Origin of the sequence: Alkalihalobacillus pseudalcaliphilus (genome assembly GCF_028610675.1) — a bacterium.
GTDB lineage: Bacteria > Bacillota > Bacilli > Bacillales > Bacillaceae_D > Alkalihalobacillus > Alkalihalobacillus pseudalcaliphilus.
On sequence record NZ_JAQQWS010000001.1, the window covers coordinates 595262 to 615446 of the forward strand.

Annotated in this window: 15 protein-coding genes; 6 read left to right on the plus strand and 9 right to left on the minus strand. The window is 37.3% G+C overall.

Going from position 1 to position 20185, the window contains the following annotated elements:
- Window positions 1-107 precede the first annotated feature (107 nt).
- The 4 genes from PQ479_RS02920 to PQ479_RS02935 are packed head-to-tail and all read left to right on the plus strand — an operon-like array spanning window position 108 to window position 4120.
- The gene (locus PQ479_RS02920; protein ID WP_273716750.1) at window positions 108-1559 is read left to right on the plus strand and encodes a spore germination protein; all 1452 of its coding nucleotides are present in this window, start codon (window positions 108-110) and stop codon (window positions 1557-1559) included.
- The gene (locus tag PQ479_RS02925; RefSeq protein WP_047989101.1) at window positions 1556-2764 is read left to right on the plus strand and encodes a Ger(x)C family spore germination protein; all 1209 of its coding nucleotides are present in this window, start codon (window positions 1556-1558) and stop codon (window positions 2762-2764) included. Before PQ479_RS02920 ends, PQ479_RS02925 begins: the two co-directional genes overlap by 4 nt.
- Window positions 2754-2987, plus strand: coding sequence for a hypothetical protein (locus PQ479_RS02930; RefSeq protein ID WP_047989100.1), 234 nt, complete (start codon window positions 2754-2756; stop codon window positions 2985-2987). The genes PQ479_RS02925 and PQ479_RS02930 overlap by 11 nt, the downstream gene beginning before the upstream one ends.
- A 17-nt stretch (window positions 2988-3004) precedes the next feature.
- Window positions 3005-4120: a GerAB/ArcD/ProY family transporter gene (locus PQ479_RS02935; RefSeq protein ID WP_047989099.1), complete on the plus strand. Its 1116-nt coding sequence runs from the start codon at window positions 3005-3007 to the stop codon at window positions 4118-4120.
- A gap of 140 nt (window positions 4121-4260) precedes the next feature.
- Here the strand turns inward: PQ479_RS02935 and PQ479_RS02940 are convergent, their stop codons facing one another.
- The 7 genes from PQ479_RS02940 to PQ479_RS02970 form a co-directional block, all read right to left on the minus strand.
- Entirely contained in the window at window positions 4261-5691 is a 1431-nt protein-coding gene (locus PQ479_RS02940) for an aldehyde dehydrogenase family protein (RefSeq protein ID WP_047989098.1), read from the minus strand.
- 168 nt (window positions 5692-5859) lie between these two features.
- Complete coding sequence (pdxA, locus tag PQ479_RS02945; protein ID WP_047989097.1) at window positions 5860-6864, minus strand: 4-hydroxythreonine-4-phosphate dehydrogenase PdxA; 1005 nt, start codon at window positions 6862-6864, stop codon at window positions 5860-5862.
- A complete protein-coding gene (locus PQ479_RS02950; RefSeq protein WP_047989096.1) occupies window positions 6851-8143 on the minus strand; it encodes a four-carbon acid sugar kinase family protein in 1293 nt (430 codons plus the stop codon). Before PQ479_RS02950 ends, pdxA begins: the two co-directional genes overlap by 14 nt.
- 21 nt (window positions 8144-8164) lie before the next feature.
- Window positions 8165-9151 (minus strand): 2-keto-3-deoxygluconate permease, encoded by a 987-nt coding sequence (locus PQ479_RS02955; protein ID WP_047989095.1) that lies wholly within the window; start codon window positions 9149-9151, stop codon window positions 8165-8167.
- A gap of 368 nt (window positions 9152-9519) precedes the next feature.
- Window positions 9520-11190, minus strand: a complete 1671-nt coding sequence (locus tag PQ479_RS02960) for a sigma-54-dependent Fis family transcriptional regulator (protein ID WP_053070414.1) — start codon at window positions 11188-11190, stop codon at window positions 9520-9522.
- Window positions 11191-11292: 102 nt separating this feature from the next.
- Entirely contained in the window at window positions 11293-12936 is a 1644-nt protein-coding gene (locus PQ479_RS02965) for an FAD-binding dehydrogenase (protein ID WP_047989093.1), read from the minus strand.
- Window positions 12937-13924: 988 nt separating this feature from the next.
- Entirely contained in the window at window positions 13925-15805 is a 1881-nt protein-coding gene (locus PQ479_RS02970; protein WP_047989092.1) for a BCCT family transporter, read from the minus strand.
- A 700-nt stretch (window positions 15806-16505) separates the two neighbouring features.
- On the opposite strand from PQ479_RS02970, the gene PQ479_RS02975 reads away from it, so the two are divergent.
- The gene (locus PQ479_RS02975) at window positions 16506-16949 is read left to right on the plus strand and encodes a hypothetical protein (RefSeq protein WP_273716751.1); all 444 of its coding nucleotides are present in this window, start codon (window positions 16506-16508) and stop codon (window positions 16947-16949) included.
- Here the strand turns inward: PQ479_RS02975 and PQ479_RS02980 are convergent.
- Window positions 16887-18209 (minus strand): MFS transporter, encoded by a 1323-nt coding sequence (locus PQ479_RS02980; protein WP_047989089.1) that lies wholly within the window; start codon window positions 18207-18209, stop codon window positions 16887-16889. The genes PQ479_RS02975 and PQ479_RS02980 overlap by 63 nt on opposite strands.
- Before the next feature lie 174 nt (window positions 18210-18383).
- On the opposite strand from PQ479_RS02980, the gene PQ479_RS02985 reads away from it, so the two are divergent.
- Entirely contained in the window at window positions 18384-19610 is a 1227-nt protein-coding gene (locus PQ479_RS02985; protein WP_047989088.1) for a helix-turn-helix domain-containing protein, read from the plus strand.
- A 20-nt stretch (window positions 19611-19630) separates the two neighbouring features.
- On the opposite strand, the gene PQ479_RS02990 is transcribed toward PQ479_RS02985, so the two are convergent.
- Window positions 19631-20128, minus strand: coding sequence for a L,D-transpeptidase family protein (locus tag PQ479_RS02990; RefSeq protein ID WP_047989590.1), 498 nt, complete (start codon window positions 20126-20128; stop codon window positions 19631-19633).
- Between the last annotated feature and the right edge of the window lie 57 nt (window positions 20129-20185).

Sequence of the window (20185 nt, forward strand, 5' to 3'; positions counted from 1 at the left end):
TTTTATTTTACATGATAAACAGGAATATGCTCTACCAAGCATTCATAACTTTACATATTTCTTGAGCGGTTGGAAAAGCTACCTATAAGGTGTGGGGGTGATTGCTTGTGAAGAATAGCCTATCTAGCTTTACACAAGATTGGCAAAAAAACATGGAAAGAACCAAAGAAACCGTTCAGTTTAATTCAGATTTTATTCGGAGAGAATTAAAGTTAAAAAATAATCAGACCGCTACGTTACTTTATTTAAGCAATTCTGTTGATTTAAAAACATTACAGGAGAGCGTCGTCGCTCCTTTATTACATCATGACACATCCGTTTTGATGAATCTTAAATATATTGAACAGCAAGTGCTAGATAGCCATGTTATACAGTATGTGAATGATACAAAATCAGCTTCCTTCCTTTTTTATGAAGGTGCTGTCTTGTTGTTTTTAGAAGAAGAGTTGGATGCTTTGGCCGTCTCATTACCTCTTTATAAAGAACGAAGTGTAACAGATTCTAAAGTGGAAACGGTCATCAAAGGACCACAAGAAGCATTCACTGAATTAATTCCTAGTAATATCAATTTAATTAGACAACGATTAAAAAATCCTCAGCTTCGTATGAGTCAGTTTAAGATTGGAGAAAAAACAAATACCGATGTAGTCCTCCTCTATTTACACGATGTTGCAGATCATAAGCTGGTTCATAGAATTGAGAAACGTTTAAGTACGATCAAAATAGATCGCGTATTTGAATCCGAGTATATCCAGGAGGTCATTCATGATAAAAATCAATGGACAATCTTTCCGATTACTTTTACTAGTGACAGACCAGATGTTGTTGTTGCAGGCTTAACAGATGGTAAAGTAGTCATTCTTATCAATGGATCTCCATTTAGTATTATACTCCCCACAGGATTCACTGACTTTTTTAAGTCGGCCGAAGATTATTATCAGCCTGCGTATTACAGTTCATTAATTCGTATTTTACGTTATATCGCCTTATTTATATGCATGTTCACACCTGCTATTTATATCGCTTTAACAACCTATCATCAAGATATGATTCCGACAGCTTTACTGTTAAGTTTATCAGCACAACGCGAGGGCATTCCCTTTCCTGCTTTTGTGGAAGCGTTATTAATGGAAATCACCTTTGAAATTCTAAGAGAAGCCGGACTAAGGATGCCAAGAACGATTGGTCAAGCTGTATCTATTGTAGGAACACTTGTAATTGGCCAAGCAGCCGTAGAGGCAAGTATCGTTTCGGCAGCTATGGTCATTGTTGTTGCGATAACAGCTATATCAACCTTTGTTATACCATCATACTCTATGTCCATCCCTATCCGAATTTTACGATTTATTTTTATGATTTTTGCATCTGTATTTGGCATTTTTGGGATTACCGTTGCTTTCTTTTTACTTTGTATTCATTTATGTCAGCTTGAATCATTTGGTAATGCCTACATGAGCCCAATTGCTCCATATGATCAAGACAAAAGTCCAGATACGATACTAAGATTTCCGTTTAATAAGCGAAAACAACAGAAACAAGAAATAGAGGGACGTCCATGAGAAAATTCATTTCACTCTTACTTACTCTCTTAATTCTTAGTGGCTGTTGGAACAAACAAGAGCTCAATGAAATTGCCATTAGCTTAGCATTAGGCATTGATAAGCTTGAAGATAGCTACCGTGTTACCGTTCAAGTAGTCGATCCCTTGCAAATGTCTCTAAAGAAAAATTCAGAAAGGTCACCAGTCATTGTCGTATCGGAACAGGCGGATACGATATTTTCAGCTCTTAGAAAAATGACCCAACAAACAGCTAGACGGATATATTTGTCTCATATACACCTGATTGTCATTGATGAAGAAACCGCTAAAGAAGGGATTCACACAATCCTTGATTTACTTATTAGGGATCATGAAGTACGTCCTGATTTTCAAATCGTCATTGCACAAGATTACTCTGCCTTAGACGTCTTAAGCCTTATAACACCATTAGAAGTCCTGCCCGCTCTGGATATTTATCACTCCATTCAGAATTCTTCAAAAAACACATTAAACACCGTCAACTACCCTATAAAAGATGTTATGAAATCACTTGTCAAAGATGGTACTAGCACCGTAATGACTGCGATTTCTATCAAAGGTGACCACGTTCAAGGAAAAACGTTAGATAATACGTCAAGTCCGGTCGCAAGCACATTTTTTAAAATCGAGAAATTAGCCGTATTTAAAAAGGGTAAATTAGTTCAAATGTTAAGTGAAGAAAACAGTCAAACGTATAGTTTCATTAAAGGAGAAATTGAAAACGGTATTCTAGAGCTTAACTGTCCTTCAACTTCAGATAAATTTGTCCTTGAAATCATTGATTCAAATACTAAATTAGATACAAGTCTACGTAATAATGAACAGGTGAATATCACTATTAAGGTTGATATTGATGCAAAATTAGGCGAAATACATTGCCCTATTGACTTGAAGAACACGGCAAGTATTACTGAATTAAATGAAACAACTGCCAAACATTTAAGCGAAATGATCGAAAAAAATGTAGAAGATATTCAAAAAAATGTCCAAACGGATATTTTCGGCTTTGGTGAACTTGTCCATAGAGAGTACCCGACTTACTGGAAAGAGATTAAACAGGATTGGGAACAATATTTCGAAACACGCCTAACAACAGACACAGCTGTTTCTGTTAACATCAAAGGCTTGGGAACACTTGTAAATCCTTCCCAAGATATACTGGAGAGTAAAATAGATGGTTCCTAAAGTAATTGTCTGTCTCATCCTAATCAGCTATATAGCAGAACTTAGACACAGTTGGAAAAAGGGTGAACGTTCAGACTTAGCTAAAAATCTAGCTGTGTTCACAGTTGGACTAAGCCTTTTTATAGGGCAATGGCTCGGAATCCCTTTTTCTAGCCCATTTCAGTGGATTGAACCGATCTTTGCACCTATTGCCCAAACAATTGAAGCATTACTGACACCGTAAAGAAAGAGGGGGCCTTTATGAAATTAGAACAAATAACAAATCGTCAGGTAACGATGTTATTTAGCTTGCACCATCTCGGTAGTGCCTTTTTATTATTGCCTGGATCCTTAGCAACAACAGCTAAACAGGATGCATGGATTTCAATAAGCTTCTCTCTTTTCTTTGCCCTATTTCTTTTATTACTTCATATTCTTTTGTCTAAAAAGATGCAAAACAGAAGTTTAACTTCATATATTCTCTTTCTATTTGGTCGACCACTTGGACGATTCATTATATTTATCTATATCATTTGTTATCCACTTTTAATTTCCATGACGGTTTTAAGGGATTTAGGCGATTTTTTAGGTAATGCCTATTTAACCGTTACCCCACCTGAAGCTTTCTATTTTATCTTTTTAGTTTGTGTTTATTATGCGATACGCTCTGGATTATCAACCATTGGTAGGTTAGCTGAATTACTCTTTTTTATCGTCGTTCTACTGTTTGCGATTGGTTACATACCTTTACTATTTGATTTCGAGCTTGCTAACTTACAACCCATCTTTGATCAGGGTCTTAAACCTGTAATTGCTGGCTCATTCACTTTACTTTCTTTTCCGTATTTTGAAAATATCTTTATCTTACAATTAAAAGATCGATTTAAACATCCAGATAGATGGATCAAGGTATGGCTTAAAAGTACTGTAATAAGTGGATTCATGTTTTTTTTAGTTACTCTTTTATCGATCGGTGTCTTGTCCGAAGCTATAACGGCTAATTTACGTTATCCTAGTGTTTTTGTCGTTAGGACGATTTCAATAGCGAACTTTTTTGAACGATTTGAAGTATTGGTGGCCGTATTTTGGTATATTACGATATTTTTTAGAATCTCACTTTTAACATACATTAGCTTAGATGGTTTAAGAGTTAGTCTTCATCTTCATAAGCCCCAAAATATGATTATACCTCTTTTATTTCTTATCTTGTTTGGAGCAACGATCATTTGGAAGGATGTTAGTTCCTTAATTGAGATTTTATCTTTTTGGCCCTTTTATGCCATGGTGTTTGGGATCGTATTCCCTATTATTTTAGTAATTGGAGGATATATAAGAAAAGAACCAAGAAAATCAACCTCAAGGTCAGAATCAATATGAATGATAGGTAGGTGGCACGGCTATTCAAATTGTGAGGCTGCTTATAATTTGAATGGAAATTTCATGTGAAATATTTTGAGCACAAAAAAGGTTAGGAGTCGTATTCTCCTAACCTTTTTTAACCTAATCTATCCATTTCGTTATACGTTAGGTAACCCTAATATCGATTTAGGCTCAAGAAATTCTTCAATTCCATAGTCGCCCCATTCTCGACCTATTCCTGATTGCTTAAAGCCTCCAAAAGGAGCTTGGAAATCTCCATCTTCGTTATTAATTGTAATTCTCCCAGCTTTCAAACTCTTAGCTACATGAGCAAGTAATTTAGGCTCTTCACCATACACATAACCTGCTAGACCATACACAGTGTCATTAGCAATCTCAATCGCTTCATCTAAATCATCATAGGTGATAATCGACATGACCGGGCCAAATATTTCTTCTTGTGCAATCACCATATCATTTTTCACATTAGAAAATACCGTAAGCTGACTAAAGTAGCCAGTTTCTAAGCCTTCTGGTTTCCCAAGACCACCTGCAATTAATGTTGCTCCTTCATCAATACCTTTTTGAATATATGATTGTACGGTTTCCCATTGATCTTTTGATACTTGTGGTCCCATTTGCGTTGATTCTTTAACAGGGTCACCCACAGGATAATTAGCGACAATCTCTTTAACCGCTTCGACAAACTCATTTTTTATCGAATGTGGAATAATCGTTCTAGTTGCCGCCGTACAAACTTGACCTGCATTATTTGCTACACCTTCAACAGCTGTTTGGGCCGCCTTATAAATATTAGCATCCGGTAAAATAACTAAAGGGGATTTACCTCCTAGTTCAAGAGATACCTTTTTAATTCCCTCTGCTGCGTTTTTCATAATCTTTTCACCTACTGCACCAGAGCCAGTGAATGATACAAACGCCACATCCGAATGCGAACTAATGGCATTTCCTACTCTAGAACCACTACCATTTACTAAATTAAAGACGCCTTTTGGCATCCCAGCTTTTTCGAAGATTTCCGCCATAATAATGGCAGCATATGGAGTCTTCGAAGCTGGTTTTAAAACAACCGTTGCCCCTGCAGCAAAGGCACTTGCTAGCTTAGTTGCTGCTTGATTGGTTGGGAAATTCCAAGGTGTAATTAAACCAGCCACACCAATGGCATCCTTCTGAACAACATGTCCACCACGATCCTCTAAAAAGGTAAAGGTTTCTAATTCTTTAGCTGCCTGCTTGAAATGTTGTAAACCCATTTCATATTGTACCGACTCACTTTTACTTATAGGTGAACCCAACTCTTCTGTAATAATCTGAACAAAATCATCCTTACGATTCTCGTATTCTTTAACGATATTGTTTAACAAAGCGATCCTTTCTTCACGAGATGTTTGTGAGAAATATGGAAATGCTTCTTTAGCCGCCATTACAGCTCGGTGAACATCTTCTTCTGTACCTGAACTAATCTGCCCAATTATTTCTTCTGTTGCCGGGTTTATAACGTCTATCGTATCCGTTCCTGTTGATTCTACCCATTCACCATTTATATAATGTTTTGTATAGTTTCTCATGAATTCCAGCTCCTTTGATTTAGTCTAATCTATTAAATCATGTATAGTGAGGATATCCCCGCGATTAGAAATGATTAAACATCGAATCAACTGAAGGCCATCGTTGAAAACTAAAAAACCACCTTTACACAAGGCTTGTGCATTCAAGGTGGTTTTCATGTAATCATTTTATTTAGGTGCTAACTCATAAGCCGAGCGAATGGCAGCAATCATACTTTTCTCTTCTGCAATATTTTTACCAGCTATATCAAAAGCAGTTCCGTGATCAACAGATGTTCTCACAATTCCACCTTTTAACCCGACGGTAATATTAACCCCTTCTTCAATACCCATAACTTTTATCGGTGCGTGACCTTGGTCATGATAACAAGCAACGACCATATCAAAATCGCCACGCCCCGCTCTAAAGAATAAGGTGTCTGCTGGAAGCGGACCTGTCACATTTATACCTTCTTCTTTAGCCTGTTGGATTCCTGGGGAAAGCTTTTCTTCCTCTTCGCCATTGCCAAATAAGCCATTTTCCCCTGCATGTGGATTAATACCACATACAGCAATTCGTGGATTATCCATTCCTGCATTACTTAAGGTCTCATGTGCTAACTTCACAACCTTATACGTTCTTTCTGGAGTAATGCTTTCAATCGCTTTTATTAAACCAACGTGAGTCGTTAAATGAATGACACGAAGATTCGGTGTTGTAAGCATCATCGAAAAATCTTCTGTATCAGTTAGTTTCGCCAAAATCTCTGTATGACCAGGGTATAGATGTCCACCTTTGTGTAGTGCTTCCTTATTTAACGGCGCCGTACAAATCGAATGAATTCTTTTTTCTTTGGCTAATTCAACTGATTTCGCTAAATACTCATAAGCAGCATTTCCTGCCTCCGCTGATACTTGACCAAATGGTAATTCATCAGGCAGTAGGTTCATATCAATAACATCAATGGTCCCATACTTAAATGTCGCTTCTTCTGGTTCATTTACTTGATTAATTTTTAAACCTGATTCAACAATAGGTAATACTTTTTTTATAATTTTCGCGTCTCCAATAATTACTGGACGGCATGCATCATAAATCTCTTTATGTGCTAATGCTTTCACGATAATTTCAGGTCCAATCCCACACGCATCGCCCATTGTTATACCGATAATAGGTCTATTACTCACTATCATGCACTCCCTTTAACTTAGCAATAGAATCAATAAATACACGTTCTTTTCCGAATCCGCCAGCCTTCGTAATCGCGAATAATCCATCGACTCCGATAAAGCTTGATATCGGCACGCCTACTTCAAGTTCATCATACAAGGTGAACCCCGTTATATCCCATTGCTCACATATTTTCTTAGCTGTATCTCCACCAGTCATAACAATACCTTGAAATAACCCTTCTTGTAATAAACGTGCAGCTATTTCACCAATCATAGCTACAATCTCTTTGCTTGTTTGCATGAAATCAAAACCGTTTTGTGCACCTACTTTTCGAGCATAATCGATGTCTTCTCGTTCTCCAGATGAGTAAACGACAACATCTCGTCCACTTTTAGCGACTTGCTGCACTTCACGATAAACACGTTCAATTTCAGCTGTTCTGTCTTCTAATTTCCCCACAGCTTTGAATGAATTAATTTTTACAGCAAAGATTTCTTCTGCTAATAGTTTATTTAATTGATTTCTTGAATTAATATTAACGCTTCCTACGACGGTTAAGATAGGTTTATTCGTATCCGTAATACGGTAGTTCTGCACCTTTGGTTTTAGGTCATAATAATCTGGTAAATAATTGGCCAAACCTGCAGACCCTACTAGTCCAATAGAAAAACTTGTTTTCTTCAATTCTGAAAGTAGAATTCGTAAATCTTCTTCTACTTCTGCATCAACTACCACGTATGAAATCCCATTATTTTCAAAAAAGTTTAATTTTTCATGAAAGCTGGCTTCTGTTCGTAATTCTTGTAAATTCATTAAACCAACTTGTTCACCGATTTGTTCTTTTAGCAAATCCGGTAAATAAGATTCATGAACAGGTGTTACTGGGTCTAGGGCGATCTCTGTCTCTGCTAACTTTTTCCCTTTTAAATAATGATAGCCATCAATAACTTGACGATGGTTTTTAGGGTAGCCAGGTGAGATGATTATAAAATCTGCCTGTAACTCCTGTTGCATGCCGACTAACTCAGCACCGATACTTCCCCGCATCGTTGAATCAATTTTCTTATAGATGTTAGTTACCCCTTCTTTTAATAAAAATTGGGTCACATCCGCAACGACATTTTTGGCTTCTTCCGCTGCCATTGCTCGACTATCTGTATCAAAAACAATCGCATCATTTTCTTGTAAATTACGTTGGTCCATTTTGAAAAAAACGGATGTTTGCAGGCCGTACTTTGCTAGCTGAACCCCACTGTCATTGGCTCCTGTTAAGTCGTCTGCGATGATTGCTAAATTCATCAAACCTCTCCTTTAGATGCCTTACATGGTTGCATTGATTTCTTTTACTGTTTTTCCTGTTTTCTTTTCCAATCGTTTAGCTAAAAATCCGATAAATATCGGTAAAAGAATGGCCGTTGTTACCACACTCGCTGCTACTTGTACGGTTGCTAATTCGGCTACAGGCATAAAGGATGCGTTTGCAGCTGCAATCGCCATTGGTGTACCTACTGCATTTCCGGCCGTTGAGCCTTCCGCTGTACCAACGATTGGATTCCAACCAATCCATTTAAAAATGAAATAGCCAATTCCACCTGTAAATAATACAGTCATTACTCCTAATAAAATTCCACTTAATCCACCTTGTATAATTGATGTGAAATTAATACCCATCCCTAGTGAAAAGGCGAAAAATGGTACTAATTTATCACTACCTTTATGAAGAAAATCGCCCATATCTTTATCTAAGTTCCCAATAACAACCCCAACTAATAAAGGTAATAGAACCGCTACGAAATCAATAGGTGAAAACATTCCTTCTGCAAAGCCCATTGTACCGAAAATAGCTAATGCTACCATCGTTAAAAAGGGACCATCACTTAATGCTAAAAATGGATAAGCCGCTTTGTCATCCTCTTTACCGTATTGACCGGCTAATGCGATGTAAAGGCCACCATTTGAATTAGTCATGGCTGCAATAATCGCAATCGGTGCAAGCCCCATAAATAATCCATTTGAGTCTGCTAATAAAATCGCAATTAAACCAATACCTGCTCCAATCCCCCATTTAAAGGCTAGTAATGTCACTCCTTTTTTAACAGAAGTACCTGCTGTTTTAAACGTAATTTGCGTTCCTGCTATGAGTAAAAATAGGGCAATAAGTGCACTGGAACTGTTTACAAATAACGCTTCTGTAAATCCACCAATTCTTAATAAGTCTGGAAAAAATGTATTAATGGCAGCAGCCAATAATAAAGGTACAACCATCATTCCACCAGGTATTCGATCTAAAGTCGCTTTAATTTTCATTTTTATCTTCCTCTCCCCTTATATAAAGCGTTTTCATGTCTTGCTCTATCATTAGAGTAAAATAGATAGATCTATAATGCAACACTTAAATATAAAGATTATTTAATTAGTTTAATATTGCAACACCTAATATTGGGATAATTAATTATTTATTCCTTTAAAACTCGATGCGGTACTATTCACTAGACCTTGCTTTTTTCACGTTCCCTGATAGCTTTGTATTTTAGATTAAAGTTGATTAATAATGGTATGTGGAGTTCTACTCATCGCTACCAAAATCTCTAGGATAGTTATTGCTCTTATTCGGCTTATCCTGTCACTTACATTCAAAAAACCTATCACCTCCAATTGAAGTGATAGGTCCATAACTATCCTTTTAATTTTCTCCATAATGTCGCACGATTAATACCTAAACGGTTAGCTGCTTTTGTTTGATTATAATCTTCCTCTTTTAGAACTTGCTCAATAATAGCCGTCTCCATCTCCTTTAAAGTCCCATGAATCGGAAATCCTTGGTGAGCATTTTCTTGTTTAATGACAAATTGAATTGTTTTCTCATGTAAAATATAGTCATTTTCATTAAGTACGGCTTGTTTAATAATGTCACGCAAACTATCAATATGGTTTACATATATTAAACTTCTTAAGAAAATCAAAGCATCATCAGATATTTTCATTGCTGTGGTTCCATATTTTTGATGATAATTAAAAAGAAAATAATGAACTAACTCATGTAAATCTTCCATTCGCTCTGATAATTTCGGTAAATGAATTTGATGTAGTTTTTCGTCCTCGACCCATTCTTGTGACCATGGCTGTTCAGAGGTTATAAATAATTGGACCTGGTTTTCTTGGCATAGTTGTTGCAATTCTGACACAGTAAGTAAGTTCTCAGCATTCGGTTCCACATCATAAATAAGAATGCTAGTCGGTTTAGAAATAAATAATGAATGATTATTTTTGGGACGATACATGTTAGCGTCTAATTCAATCAATAATCCTGAATGCGACATTTCTACATGTACTTGAGTCGCTAGAAATTTTTTTCCTGTCCCTTTTTCACCAGTTAACATGATCGGTTTATTATTTTCGTATAAAGCTTTCATCCGTTCAAAATGATGCTTGACTGTTTCAGATTTAGTTGCAATAGGCTCTTTCATCAGTGTTGTTTTTAATTTTATTCCATTATCTAATAATAGGTTTAATGCATATTTTTCAATAGTATATACCTTATATTCGTCAAATCGATATCCAGTAACTCGAATTTGTTCTTGTTCATTATTAAAATATCTTGAGAAAGTATCACTCGTGTTATCAATAGAAGTATGTAATAAGTACCAATCTTGATCGGAAAGTGGAACTTTCCACTCCCCCTCTATTTTTTTATAAATGATTTCATTCTCTTGATTAAATATGATGATATTGCGATGGGTTTTCAATAGTAATTGATTTAATATATGTTGAATAAGCTGTTGTTTATTTAACTGCTGCCATAAAAATAAAGCCTCTTCAATTGCTCGAATGATGGATTCTTTCCCTGATTGTAACAGCATGCCTCTTAGCCCTAATAACTCAGACGTTTGAACAGTGATAACATCTCCGAGGATGTGCTGATAACCTTCTTCTTTTAACTGCAATAGAAGGGGGGCAACCTCTTCTGATGTATCAATTGTATATACTTTTAAAGGTAAATTTAACAAATCAATAATCGATGAAGCACCTGTCGTAATATTCGCAAATCCTACAACGGCCGTTTTTTCCTTCATTTGACTAGCTAAAGTTAATGAACGAGTTAAATCGTAACCCGATAAATGAATATCGATGACAGGAATGGTTACATGCTCTCTTAATAATTTTGCCGTACCACCACGACTAATAAATAGATCGATTTCTTCATGCTCCTTTTGTTTGGCCATTTCAAGACCTCTTTGTAAATCCCCAACGGAATAGGTAATTTGAATTTGATCAAATATCGTTTGACATTCTTCTATAATAGGTGACATTGCTTGGTAAGGAGCAATAATGTGAATATGTAACATAACCTTCTCCATTCAATAATAAAATTCATATCATTATTGAATCATATTCAAACAGAAAAAGGTAGCGATAACCGTGATACTTCTTATGAAAGGGCACATTTCTTATAATTTTGAAATAGTCTCTCCTACGACTTTCCCTGTAAATAAACAGCCCCCAACAAAGGTACCTTCTAAAGAGCGATAACCATGCATGCCTCCTCCGCCAAACCCAGCAGCTTCCCCACAGGCAAATAAGCCTTGGATAATCTCTCCATCTTCGTTTAGAGCATGACCAGCTAAATCTGTCTGAATTCCCCCTAAAGTTTTTCTACTAAGAATGTTTAATCTAACAGCAATTAACCTTTTACGATCACCACTCAAAATGGGATGAGGTTTGGCAACTCGTACGAGACGGTCTCCTTTATAATTTCTCGCATTTAATATAGCTTGTATTTGCAAATCTTTCGAAAACTTATTCATAACTTCACGGTCCCTCGCTTCAATTTGCTCTTTCACCAATGTGATATCAAGTAGATAATCCCCTGTTCGTTCATTCATTTTCGAAACCAATTCTTCTAAAGATTGAGCCTGCACAAAATCCACACCATGTTCCAAAAAAGCCTTTACTGCTAGTGTAGGACCAGGCAAAACTCGTTTTAAAACTTGTCGAATACTTTTATTTGTTAAATCTGGATTTTGCTCGGATCCAGAGAGAGCAAATTCTTTTTCAATAATAGAATCTGTAAGTATGAACCACGTATATTCGTAACCACTTTTTTGAATAGCTTCTAAAGTACTTAACGTATCAAAGCCTGGAAAATTAGGTGCTCCCATTCTCTCACCTTTTGCTGTTAACCAAACCGAAGAAGGTCCTGGTAAAATGCGTATACCATGCTTTTCCCAAACTGGGTTCCAATTTTGAATGCCTTCCGTATAATGCCACATGCGATCTCTATTTACGATGTGGGCTCCAGACTGCTCAGCTACATCTATCATTCTTCCATCAACATGTGCAGGGACCCCGATAATCATATTTTTCGGGGCTTCACCGAGACGTGTTGGCCAGTATTTCCTTATTAACTCCAAATTTCCACCGATCCCACCACTAGCTATGACAATGGCATCCGCCTCAAAGTGAAAATGACCAACCTTTTCACGGTTGCTTGCTTCACCTCGTCGTACATGACTCTCTTTTAAAATATTACCTTCGATACCAAACACTCTGTCGACATCTTTGAGTAAATGATTGACTTGGTGTCTAGGTAAATAGGTAATCGTCCCTTCTTTGATAAAATCTTTTAGTTTCTTCTCAAAAGGCGCTAAAATTCCCGGACCTGTTCCCCAAACTATATGGAATCTAGGAACAGAATTCCCATGTCCACTTGCTAACCCACCTCCTCTTTCTGCCCATCCAACGACAGGGAAAAAACGAACGCCCATTGCATGTAACCAGTCTCTTTTTTGATAGGTTGCAAATTCCACATATGCTTGTGCCCATTTTCTAGCCCACTCATCTTCAACACGATCGAAACCAGCCGTTCCTATCCAATCTTGCCAGGCAAGTTCATAAGAATCCTTAATACCTAATCGACGCTGCTCTGGTGAATTAACAAGAAACAAACCACCAAAGGACCACCATGCTTGTCCACCTAGAGAGGCTTCAGGTTCTTGTTCTACTAACAATACACGTTTACCAGATTGAGCAATTTCCGTCGACGCAACCAAACCAGCAATACCTGCTCCCACAACAATCGCATCGTATTTCATTTTAACGATCACTCCCTCCTCCAAATTACTAAAAATCCAGATAGAAGGATATTATCGATTAAAAGGCGAAAACCCTCTTTTTAACGATAAAAAACCTGAATAACAAAAACGCTCAAGTGATTAAAATAACGAGCGTTTAATCGATTGATTGGCAAAATCCTGTTTTCTACAATTACAATTTAGAAAAATCGCCTATAGACACAGGAAAAAACAGTAACCAAGTGGAATTTTGAACAACTGTCGTAGAGACAAGGTCCAGCTTATTTAGCCAAATAAATCAACAACCAGTCTATCGGAAGGAAAATGTGATGTTCGATGACGACGAACAATGCTCCATAGCCAAACGCCCTTTCAAACTAAGCTCAAATAAACAAAACCCACATCCTCACCCACCAATCAAATATGAAAGTGGTGGTATCCTTTATAGTTTGCACTTTATTCAATTCGGGTTTTGAGAATTCTCAAATTCAGCTGTAACCTTGCCCAACTAGGGGAGACCTCAAAGAGTGCTTCAAAGCTAATTTCAGCGCACCGCACAAACAGCCACAACCAACAAAAAAAGAGAGAGTACTCATCAGGATTAGCATCTAATATCCAAGTGTTTTTGGACCGTTAGCCAAGCTCACTTGGCTACTTCACGCTCACGTGAAGTTTCGATTTTCAAAAACGGACCAAAAACAAAGACCGAAAGGTCAACATACATGAGCATTAGCACTAACTTTCATATAAAACCCACATGGCGAAGCCCGATTCACTTCGTCACCAACAAAGATCAAAGTAGTGGCGACTTTTTAAACTGTTGGCACGTTTACAACCCGATCACCATCAGGTGTCAGCCTAACAAACAGGGAGCACTGTCCTGTTAAGGTCATCTATCGCAAGATGGATGACCAGCTAACTTCAAGGCACAACCCATCGCCCCTAAGTAACTTTCATACAACACAAAAACCCCTATTGGCTAAAACCAATAAGAGTTCATGTCAGTAAATCAATCCTTCGTTTCTTTTAAAATATCTAATAAAGCATCCTTTTGCTCACTTTGAACAAGTATATACATAAAATCATTAGCTTGAATTTCCGTACTTCCAGAAGGCGTCAACATTTCTTCTCCACGTTCAATCGCACTAACATTAATATGAGGAGGAAAGGAAATTTCAGAAAGTGACTTCCCAACAATCGCACTATTCTCCGATGTTTGGAAATGAATCATTTCTGCGTTATTTCTCCCCATCGCTTTTAGCTCTCGTCTTAATTCTTCACGCCATTCCTCCGTTAATTCTGCTCTTAACTCATCATATGCTTCTTTTCTCATAATTTCTTTTAGTTCATCTGTTCTAATACGGCGTTTTCGATTCTTATCTGCATCTAAATCTCTAAACATCATCATTGTTACAGAAACAAGCATTAATATGAGAATAAAAGCAAATGGCAAGGCAGCTGATATTGCAGCTGTTTGTAAGGCATCGAGACCACCATCACCACTTATTAATAACACCGAAGCGGTTCCTGCTATTAAAACGCCCCATAAAATCTTCAATTTAAAACTCGGATTTAACTTTCCTCCAGAGGTCATAGATCCAAGTACAAACGCTGCTGAATCGGCAGAAGTAACAAAGAAAATACCGACAACAATAATCGCAAGAATACTAGAAATTGTTGTTAAAGGCAATTGCTCTAACATGTAAAACAATGTTAACTCTACTTCAGATGTTGCAACATCGGCAAGTGGATAGGCTCCTGACATTTCAATATCTAATGCCGTTCCACCAAATGTAGTAAACCAAATGACTGCAAGAACTGTCGGAACTAATAACACACCAGCTATAAATTCACGAATCGATCTCCCTTTTGAAATCCTAGCAATAAATAAACCAACAAATGGGGACCAAGACATATGCCAAGCCCAAAAGAATATCGTATTTGCTCCTAACCACTCGCTTTCAATAAAAGGCGTCATTGTTAAAGACATATCAACGATATTAGCGACATATCCACCAAAGGTCGTAACCATACTTTCCAATAACGTGACAGATGAAGTAGCAAAGAAAACAAAGATTAATAATAGACCAGCTAAAACCAAATTCAAGTTTGTTAATCTTTTAATTCCTTTATCAATCCCAACAACAGCTGAAAATAAAAATAAGAAAGTAATAATCACAATAACAGCTAATTGAACAGGAATACTGTTAGATAGTGGCGTAAGAAAAGAAATACCACCTGTAATTTGCATGGCACTAATTCCAAATGTTGTAGCGACACCCGCACAAGTTGAAATAACAGCAAGTAAGTCGATACCTTTACCCAGCCAACCGTTTACCTTATTACCTAAAAGCGGGTAAAAAGCTGAACTAATTAAGGCAGGACGATTTTTTCGATATTGAACATAGGCTAATGTTAAACCAACGACTGAAAATGCTCCCCAAGCATGTAAACCCCAATGAAAGACACCATACCGCAAACCAACTTCTGCTGCTTCTGTTGTTCCTGGTGTAATACCAGGTGGTGTATCGAGATAATAAATAATTGGTTCCGCTACACCAAAGAACACAAAACCAACACCTAGTCCGGCAGCGAATAACATACCGACCCATGAAATAAAGGAATGTTCAGGCTCGTCTTCTTCTTTACCTAATTTCAATTTCCCAAAAGGAGATAACGCAATCACAAAGCCGAATAAAACAAATAAACTGGCCAGTAACATATAAAACCAACCGAAGTTCACAATGATCCAATCGAGCACTGTATTAAAGGTTTCTCCAAGATGTGTTGGTGAGATAATCCCCCATAGTACAAATAAAACAATAATAAGTACGGAAGCGTATAACACAAATGCTGCTCCATTTTTTTCTGTAACTTGATTATCTTGCATAAGCCTCAACACCTTTTACTCTATTCCCAACTTTTGCATGAAGGGTACAAAGAATTTTTCCCTTTAAACGTTCAATATAAACAGGAATAAGGGAATTTATTGTATGGATGTTTGAAATAGATAATTGGTAATGAGACTTTTTGTATGAAAGTTGCTTAATGCTCATGTGTTCTTCTTCGAAGATCGCTCCGGGAATGGGGGGCACGCACCCTCCGGCGGGCGCTGAGCTAAACGGCTACACCGCTGGATCTCAGCCTGCCCTCTCCTCCTGCAGGAGTCGGCCTCCCCATTCCCTCCGCTCGGGTTGTTGCAGGCTTCTTGGCTTGTACACTACTCATACATATAAATGCTAATCTAGGAATGTTCAAAAACGATTTTTTAACAATGTCCACTTTTAGGTGAGTAAAAGTAGTGTTAAGTTGTAAGGAAAAGTGAGGAAGTAACAACATAAGCCAAGCAAAAGCCGTGCTATGTTGTAGGAAAAGCGAGGAAGTAACAACATAACATACAAAAATAAATGAATGAAAAGTAATAAAAGCTAATTAACCAAGAAGCAAAGGCATATGAACAAAATGCCACCAGTTGAAGGCGAACGCTACTTTCATGTTTGTTGGTGGCGATGTGAATCGGGCTTCTGTTATTTAGCTTTTGTGAAAGTTCATTAAGGACGATAGCCTGCGTTTTAATCATGATTCGGTGTTTGCTCGGGCTTCCTCTCGACTTTTCAGCACGCAACCCCGTGATTCAGCGTTTGCTCGGGCTTCCTCTCGACTTTTCAGCTCGCAACCCCGTGATTCAGCGTTTGCTCGGGCTTTCTCTCGACTTTTCAGCACGCAACCCCGTGATTCAGCGTTTGCTCGGGATTTCTCTCTCTTTTTCCACCTGCAACCCCGCGATTCGGCGTTTGCTCGGGCTTCCTCTCTCTTTTTCCACCTGCAACCCCGTGATTCAGCGTTTGTTCGGGCGTTCTTCCTCTTTTCCGGCCTGCAACCCCGCGGTTCAGCGTTTGCTCGGGCTTCTTCTCTCTTTTTCTATCCGGCAACCCCGCGATTCAGCGTTTGCTCAATCTGACTCTCCTCACCTAAATCAACGCATCTCTTTTTTCTACATCTGTCTTACTAATTTCTGGTACAGGGATGGATAGTCCGTATTTCTCTGGATAAATGGATTTGATTATCGATGGACGTATTAGGAATACCGTTAATAGGATTACACATACACCTGAACTAATTAATACCCAAAACGGACCGACTTGGTCATATAACATGCCATATATGATTACGCTAATAGGCATCAAAGCCTGGGCGATCGTTTCTAAAATTCCGAAAACTCTTCCCTTTAAATCTTCATCGATCATCTTTTGCATCATCACGCCAATTGGTGTATTTGTATACGTTAAGGCAAAACCAATTGATAAGGCTAATAAACTATAATAGGAAACCTGAAGCCAATAAGGAAATACCATCATTAAAGGGAGAACCATTAATATAATGAGGAGTCCATAGCTGATTATACCAAATTTCACGCTGATTAGAGGAAATTGCACTTCTTTTCTGAACATAAAATATAAAGCCCCAACCAATAGTCCACCTGCAAAAATTCCTTCAATCATGCCGAAGTGGGCAGCATTAATTTGTAATTGTTCAATGAGTAGATAAGGTAAACCTATCGTCAAGCTTGCGGCAAAGAAATTGATAAATATCGCAACAGTAAAAATGATTTTCAGCACTCTTTGATTCATCACATATTTGATACCGGCACCCATGCCTTGCCAAAAAGATTCTTTTTCTGTAATTTGATTCTCATTTTGGACCTCAAATAAGCGAAAATTCATTGTTGCTTCTAATATGACCGCGACAATAAAAGCAGCAATAAATATGGTAAGGAAGGCTTCAATCGGTGCAAAAGCGAATAACATTCCCCCTACTACAGGTCCTCCAATCGCCGAAATGGAAACAGACATTTGATTGAGTGACATCGCTTTTTGAATCCTCTCTCTATCTATTAATCTCGTAATGGATGATGTAAACGTAATCCCGGTAAACATAGAAGAAATGGTTAACAATACAGTCGTTATGTAAATAGCTAATAATGAAATTCCATACCAAATACTATACATAAGTAAACCAATCACTATGAGCAAAGAGCTTAATTGTGAAATGATAATAAGGGCTTTTTTCGAGTAACGGTCAGCCATATAACCAACAAAGGGTGCCAGGATCGTTCTTGGTAACACAGAGCACAACATATTGACAGCAAAATTCATCGCCGAACCTGTCAAAGTCAAAATATAAAGACTAATCCCAAACACATAAATGCTATTTCCAAATGTTGAGATGAGCTTACTAAAACCAAACGTCCATAGATGATAAGTAGCTCGACGGATTTTTTGTTCTTCATTCATATACAATCACTCCCTATAGTTTAATATAATTAAACTTTTTAATTAAATTAAACTTATCATATTCCCTCTTCACATTCAAGCAAAAGTTTAATAAAATTGAACTTATCAGTTATGCTATCAGCTTACTTACGAAAACGAGTGGTTAAAGTTTCAATTTATGGAAGGAATGGTTTAATGAGCTCTACTCTCGGAAGTCGAATTCGTCAAATACGAAAGCATCAAAAGAAAACACTTACAGATATCGCTGGTAACCATTTAACAAAGGGAATGCTAAGTTTGATTGAAAATGATAAAGCACAACCTTCGATGGACAGCTTACACCATATCGCAAAAGTACTTGGAGTCGAGATTAATACTTTATTAGAAGAACACTCCATTTATGATTTACGAAAAATGATTTTAAATGCACATGAACTCTATAAGAATCGGGCTTTTAATGAGGTCATTCAACTACTTGAACCTTATTTAAGTGTGGAAAAAGTCCATTCCTATGAACTTGCTACGCTGGCAACTGTTTATGCCAAATCTCTTTATATGGAAAAAGACAAAGGGTGGCAGGATTATTTACAACTTGCTGAAAGCTATTTTCAATCGATGCATTTATATAATGAGATTGCCCCACTCGATTTATTTAAAATTGCTATTTTTATGTGGGAGAAGAAATATGATCAATCGTTAGCTTACTTACGTGAGAAAAGACAAGAATATGAAGATGCTCATATCGAACTAGACATTATTCATGAGTTAGGCTTTCGTTATCATGAAGTTGGCTGTTTAATCTTTGTAGGAGAGATTGAGGAAGCGCTCAGTAAAGTCGATGAGAATATCATATATCAAACGAAACATAAGCATTTCTATCGAATGGATGAATATTATCGTATTGCAATTATCTTTTCAATGATTGATCAACAAGAAGAGCGCATGATTCACTATTTAACCAAATTAGATTTGTTATGTGACCTTTTTGAAGACAAAAATATGATAGGTTTTAGTCTTTTTTTGAAAGCCCATATTTACAACGAGTATTATCACGATTACACAAAAGCCCTCACCTTTACTGACGAACTACAAAAGCTCTTTGATGACGATGTTCTGTATATTGAAGAATTAGAGACTGGTAAAGCGTTGTACGGGCTTGGTCAATATGAGAAAGCATTACTTTCTTTTAAAGACTTAGAGCAAAAAGATTTAGGCAGTTTATTAGAACTCGATCAATCACTGTTAGTACCAAGATATTCTTACCAAGCATTATGTTATGAGAAGCTTGGTGACCATACAAAGGCAGTAACTCTTGCTAAAAAAGCTCAGGTGGAAATGAAAAAACTTATTAAACCAATCGAGTACTACAACCGCTTTGTAAACGAAACATATAAACAACTTACCGAACAAAAAAAGGCATAATTTCATGCCTTTTTTATCGGTTAATGTCCGATGATAACACGTGTTCCAATTGGTACCATACTCGCTAATTCTTCTACATCATGATTATGCATTCGTATACACCCATGTGAAACGGAATGGCCGATTGAGCTTGGGTTGTTCGTACCATGAATACCATAGCCTTGTTTGGATAATGACATCCACATCGTACCATATGGTCCACCCGGGTTAGGAGCTTTATTAAGAATGATAAATTGACCTGTCGGGGTTCGTGTCAACATTTTCCCAACAGCGATCGGGTATTCTTTCACTAAAGAACCATGTTGAAATAAAGATAGTCGATGATTCGTCAAAGACACTTTGATCTCATATGGTAATGTTGTAGGATCTGGAAATCCCGGTATGACAAGTGCTTGACCAATCGTTAAATAATTGGGATTGATTCCAGAATTAGCTTGTATAATGTTTTCTAGAGGTGTTCGATAATCTAAAGAAATTTGCCATAAGGTCTCTCCTGGCTTTACGAGATGATGATACATAGCCATGCAACCTCCCTACAATGATTACTATGCACCTTATCATATGTAAATCGCAGA

What these genes read in the sequence shown, in the direction of transcription:
- PQ479_RS02985 (WP_047989088.1), top strand. Translation starts at nt 18,384, where the DNA reads ATGAGCTCTACTCTCGGAAGTCGAATTCGTCAAATACGAAAGCATCAA.
- PQ479_RS02935 (WP_047989099.1), top strand. Translation starts at nt 3,005, where the DNA reads ATGAAATTAGAACAAATAACAAATCGTCAGGTAACGATGTTATTTAGC.
- PQ479_RS02980 (WP_047989089.1), bottom strand. Translation starts at nt 18,209, where the DNA reads ATGAATGAAGAACAAAAAATCCGTCGAGCTACTTATCATCTATGGACG.
- pdxA (WP_047989097.1), bottom strand. Translation starts at nt 6,864, where the DNA reads ATGATAGTGAGTAATAGACCTATTATCGGTATAACAATGGGCGATGCG.
- PQ479_RS02925 (WP_047989101.1), top strand. Translation starts at nt 1,556, where the DNA reads ATGAGAAAATTCATTTCACTCTTACTTACTCTCTTAATTCTTAGTGGC.
- PQ479_RS02940 (WP_047989098.1), bottom strand. Translation starts at nt 5,691, where the DNA reads ATGAGAAACTATACAAAACATTATATAAATGGTGAATGGGTAGAATCA.
- PQ479_RS02950 (WP_047989096.1), bottom strand. Translation starts at nt 8,143, where the DNA reads ATGAATTTAGCAATCATCGCAGACGACTTAACAGGAGCCAATGACAGT.
- PQ479_RS02955 (WP_047989095.1), bottom strand. Translation starts at nt 9,151, where the DNA reads ATGAAAATTAAAGCGACTTTAGATCGAATACCTGGTGGAATGATGGTT.
- PQ479_RS02965 (WP_047989093.1), bottom strand. Translation starts at nt 12,936, where the DNA reads ATGAAATACGATGCGATTGTTGTGGGAGCAGGTATTGCTGGTTTGGTT.
- PQ479_RS02970 (WP_047989092.1), bottom strand. Translation starts at nt 15,805, where the DNA reads ATGCAAGATAATCAAGTTACAGAAAAAAATGGAGCAGCATTTGTGTTA.
- PQ479_RS02960 (WP_053070414.1), bottom strand. Translation starts at nt 11,190, where the DNA reads ATGTTACATATTCACATTATTGCTCCTTACCAAGCAATGTCACCTATT.
- PQ479_RS02990 (WP_047989590.1), bottom strand. Translation starts at nt 20,128, where the DNA reads ATGTATCATCATCTCGTAAAGCCAGGAGAGACCTTATGGCAAATTTCT.
- PQ479_RS02930 (WP_047989100.1), top strand. Translation starts at nt 2,754, where the DNA reads ATGGTTCCTAAAGTAATTGTCTGTCTCATCCTAATCAGCTATATAGCA.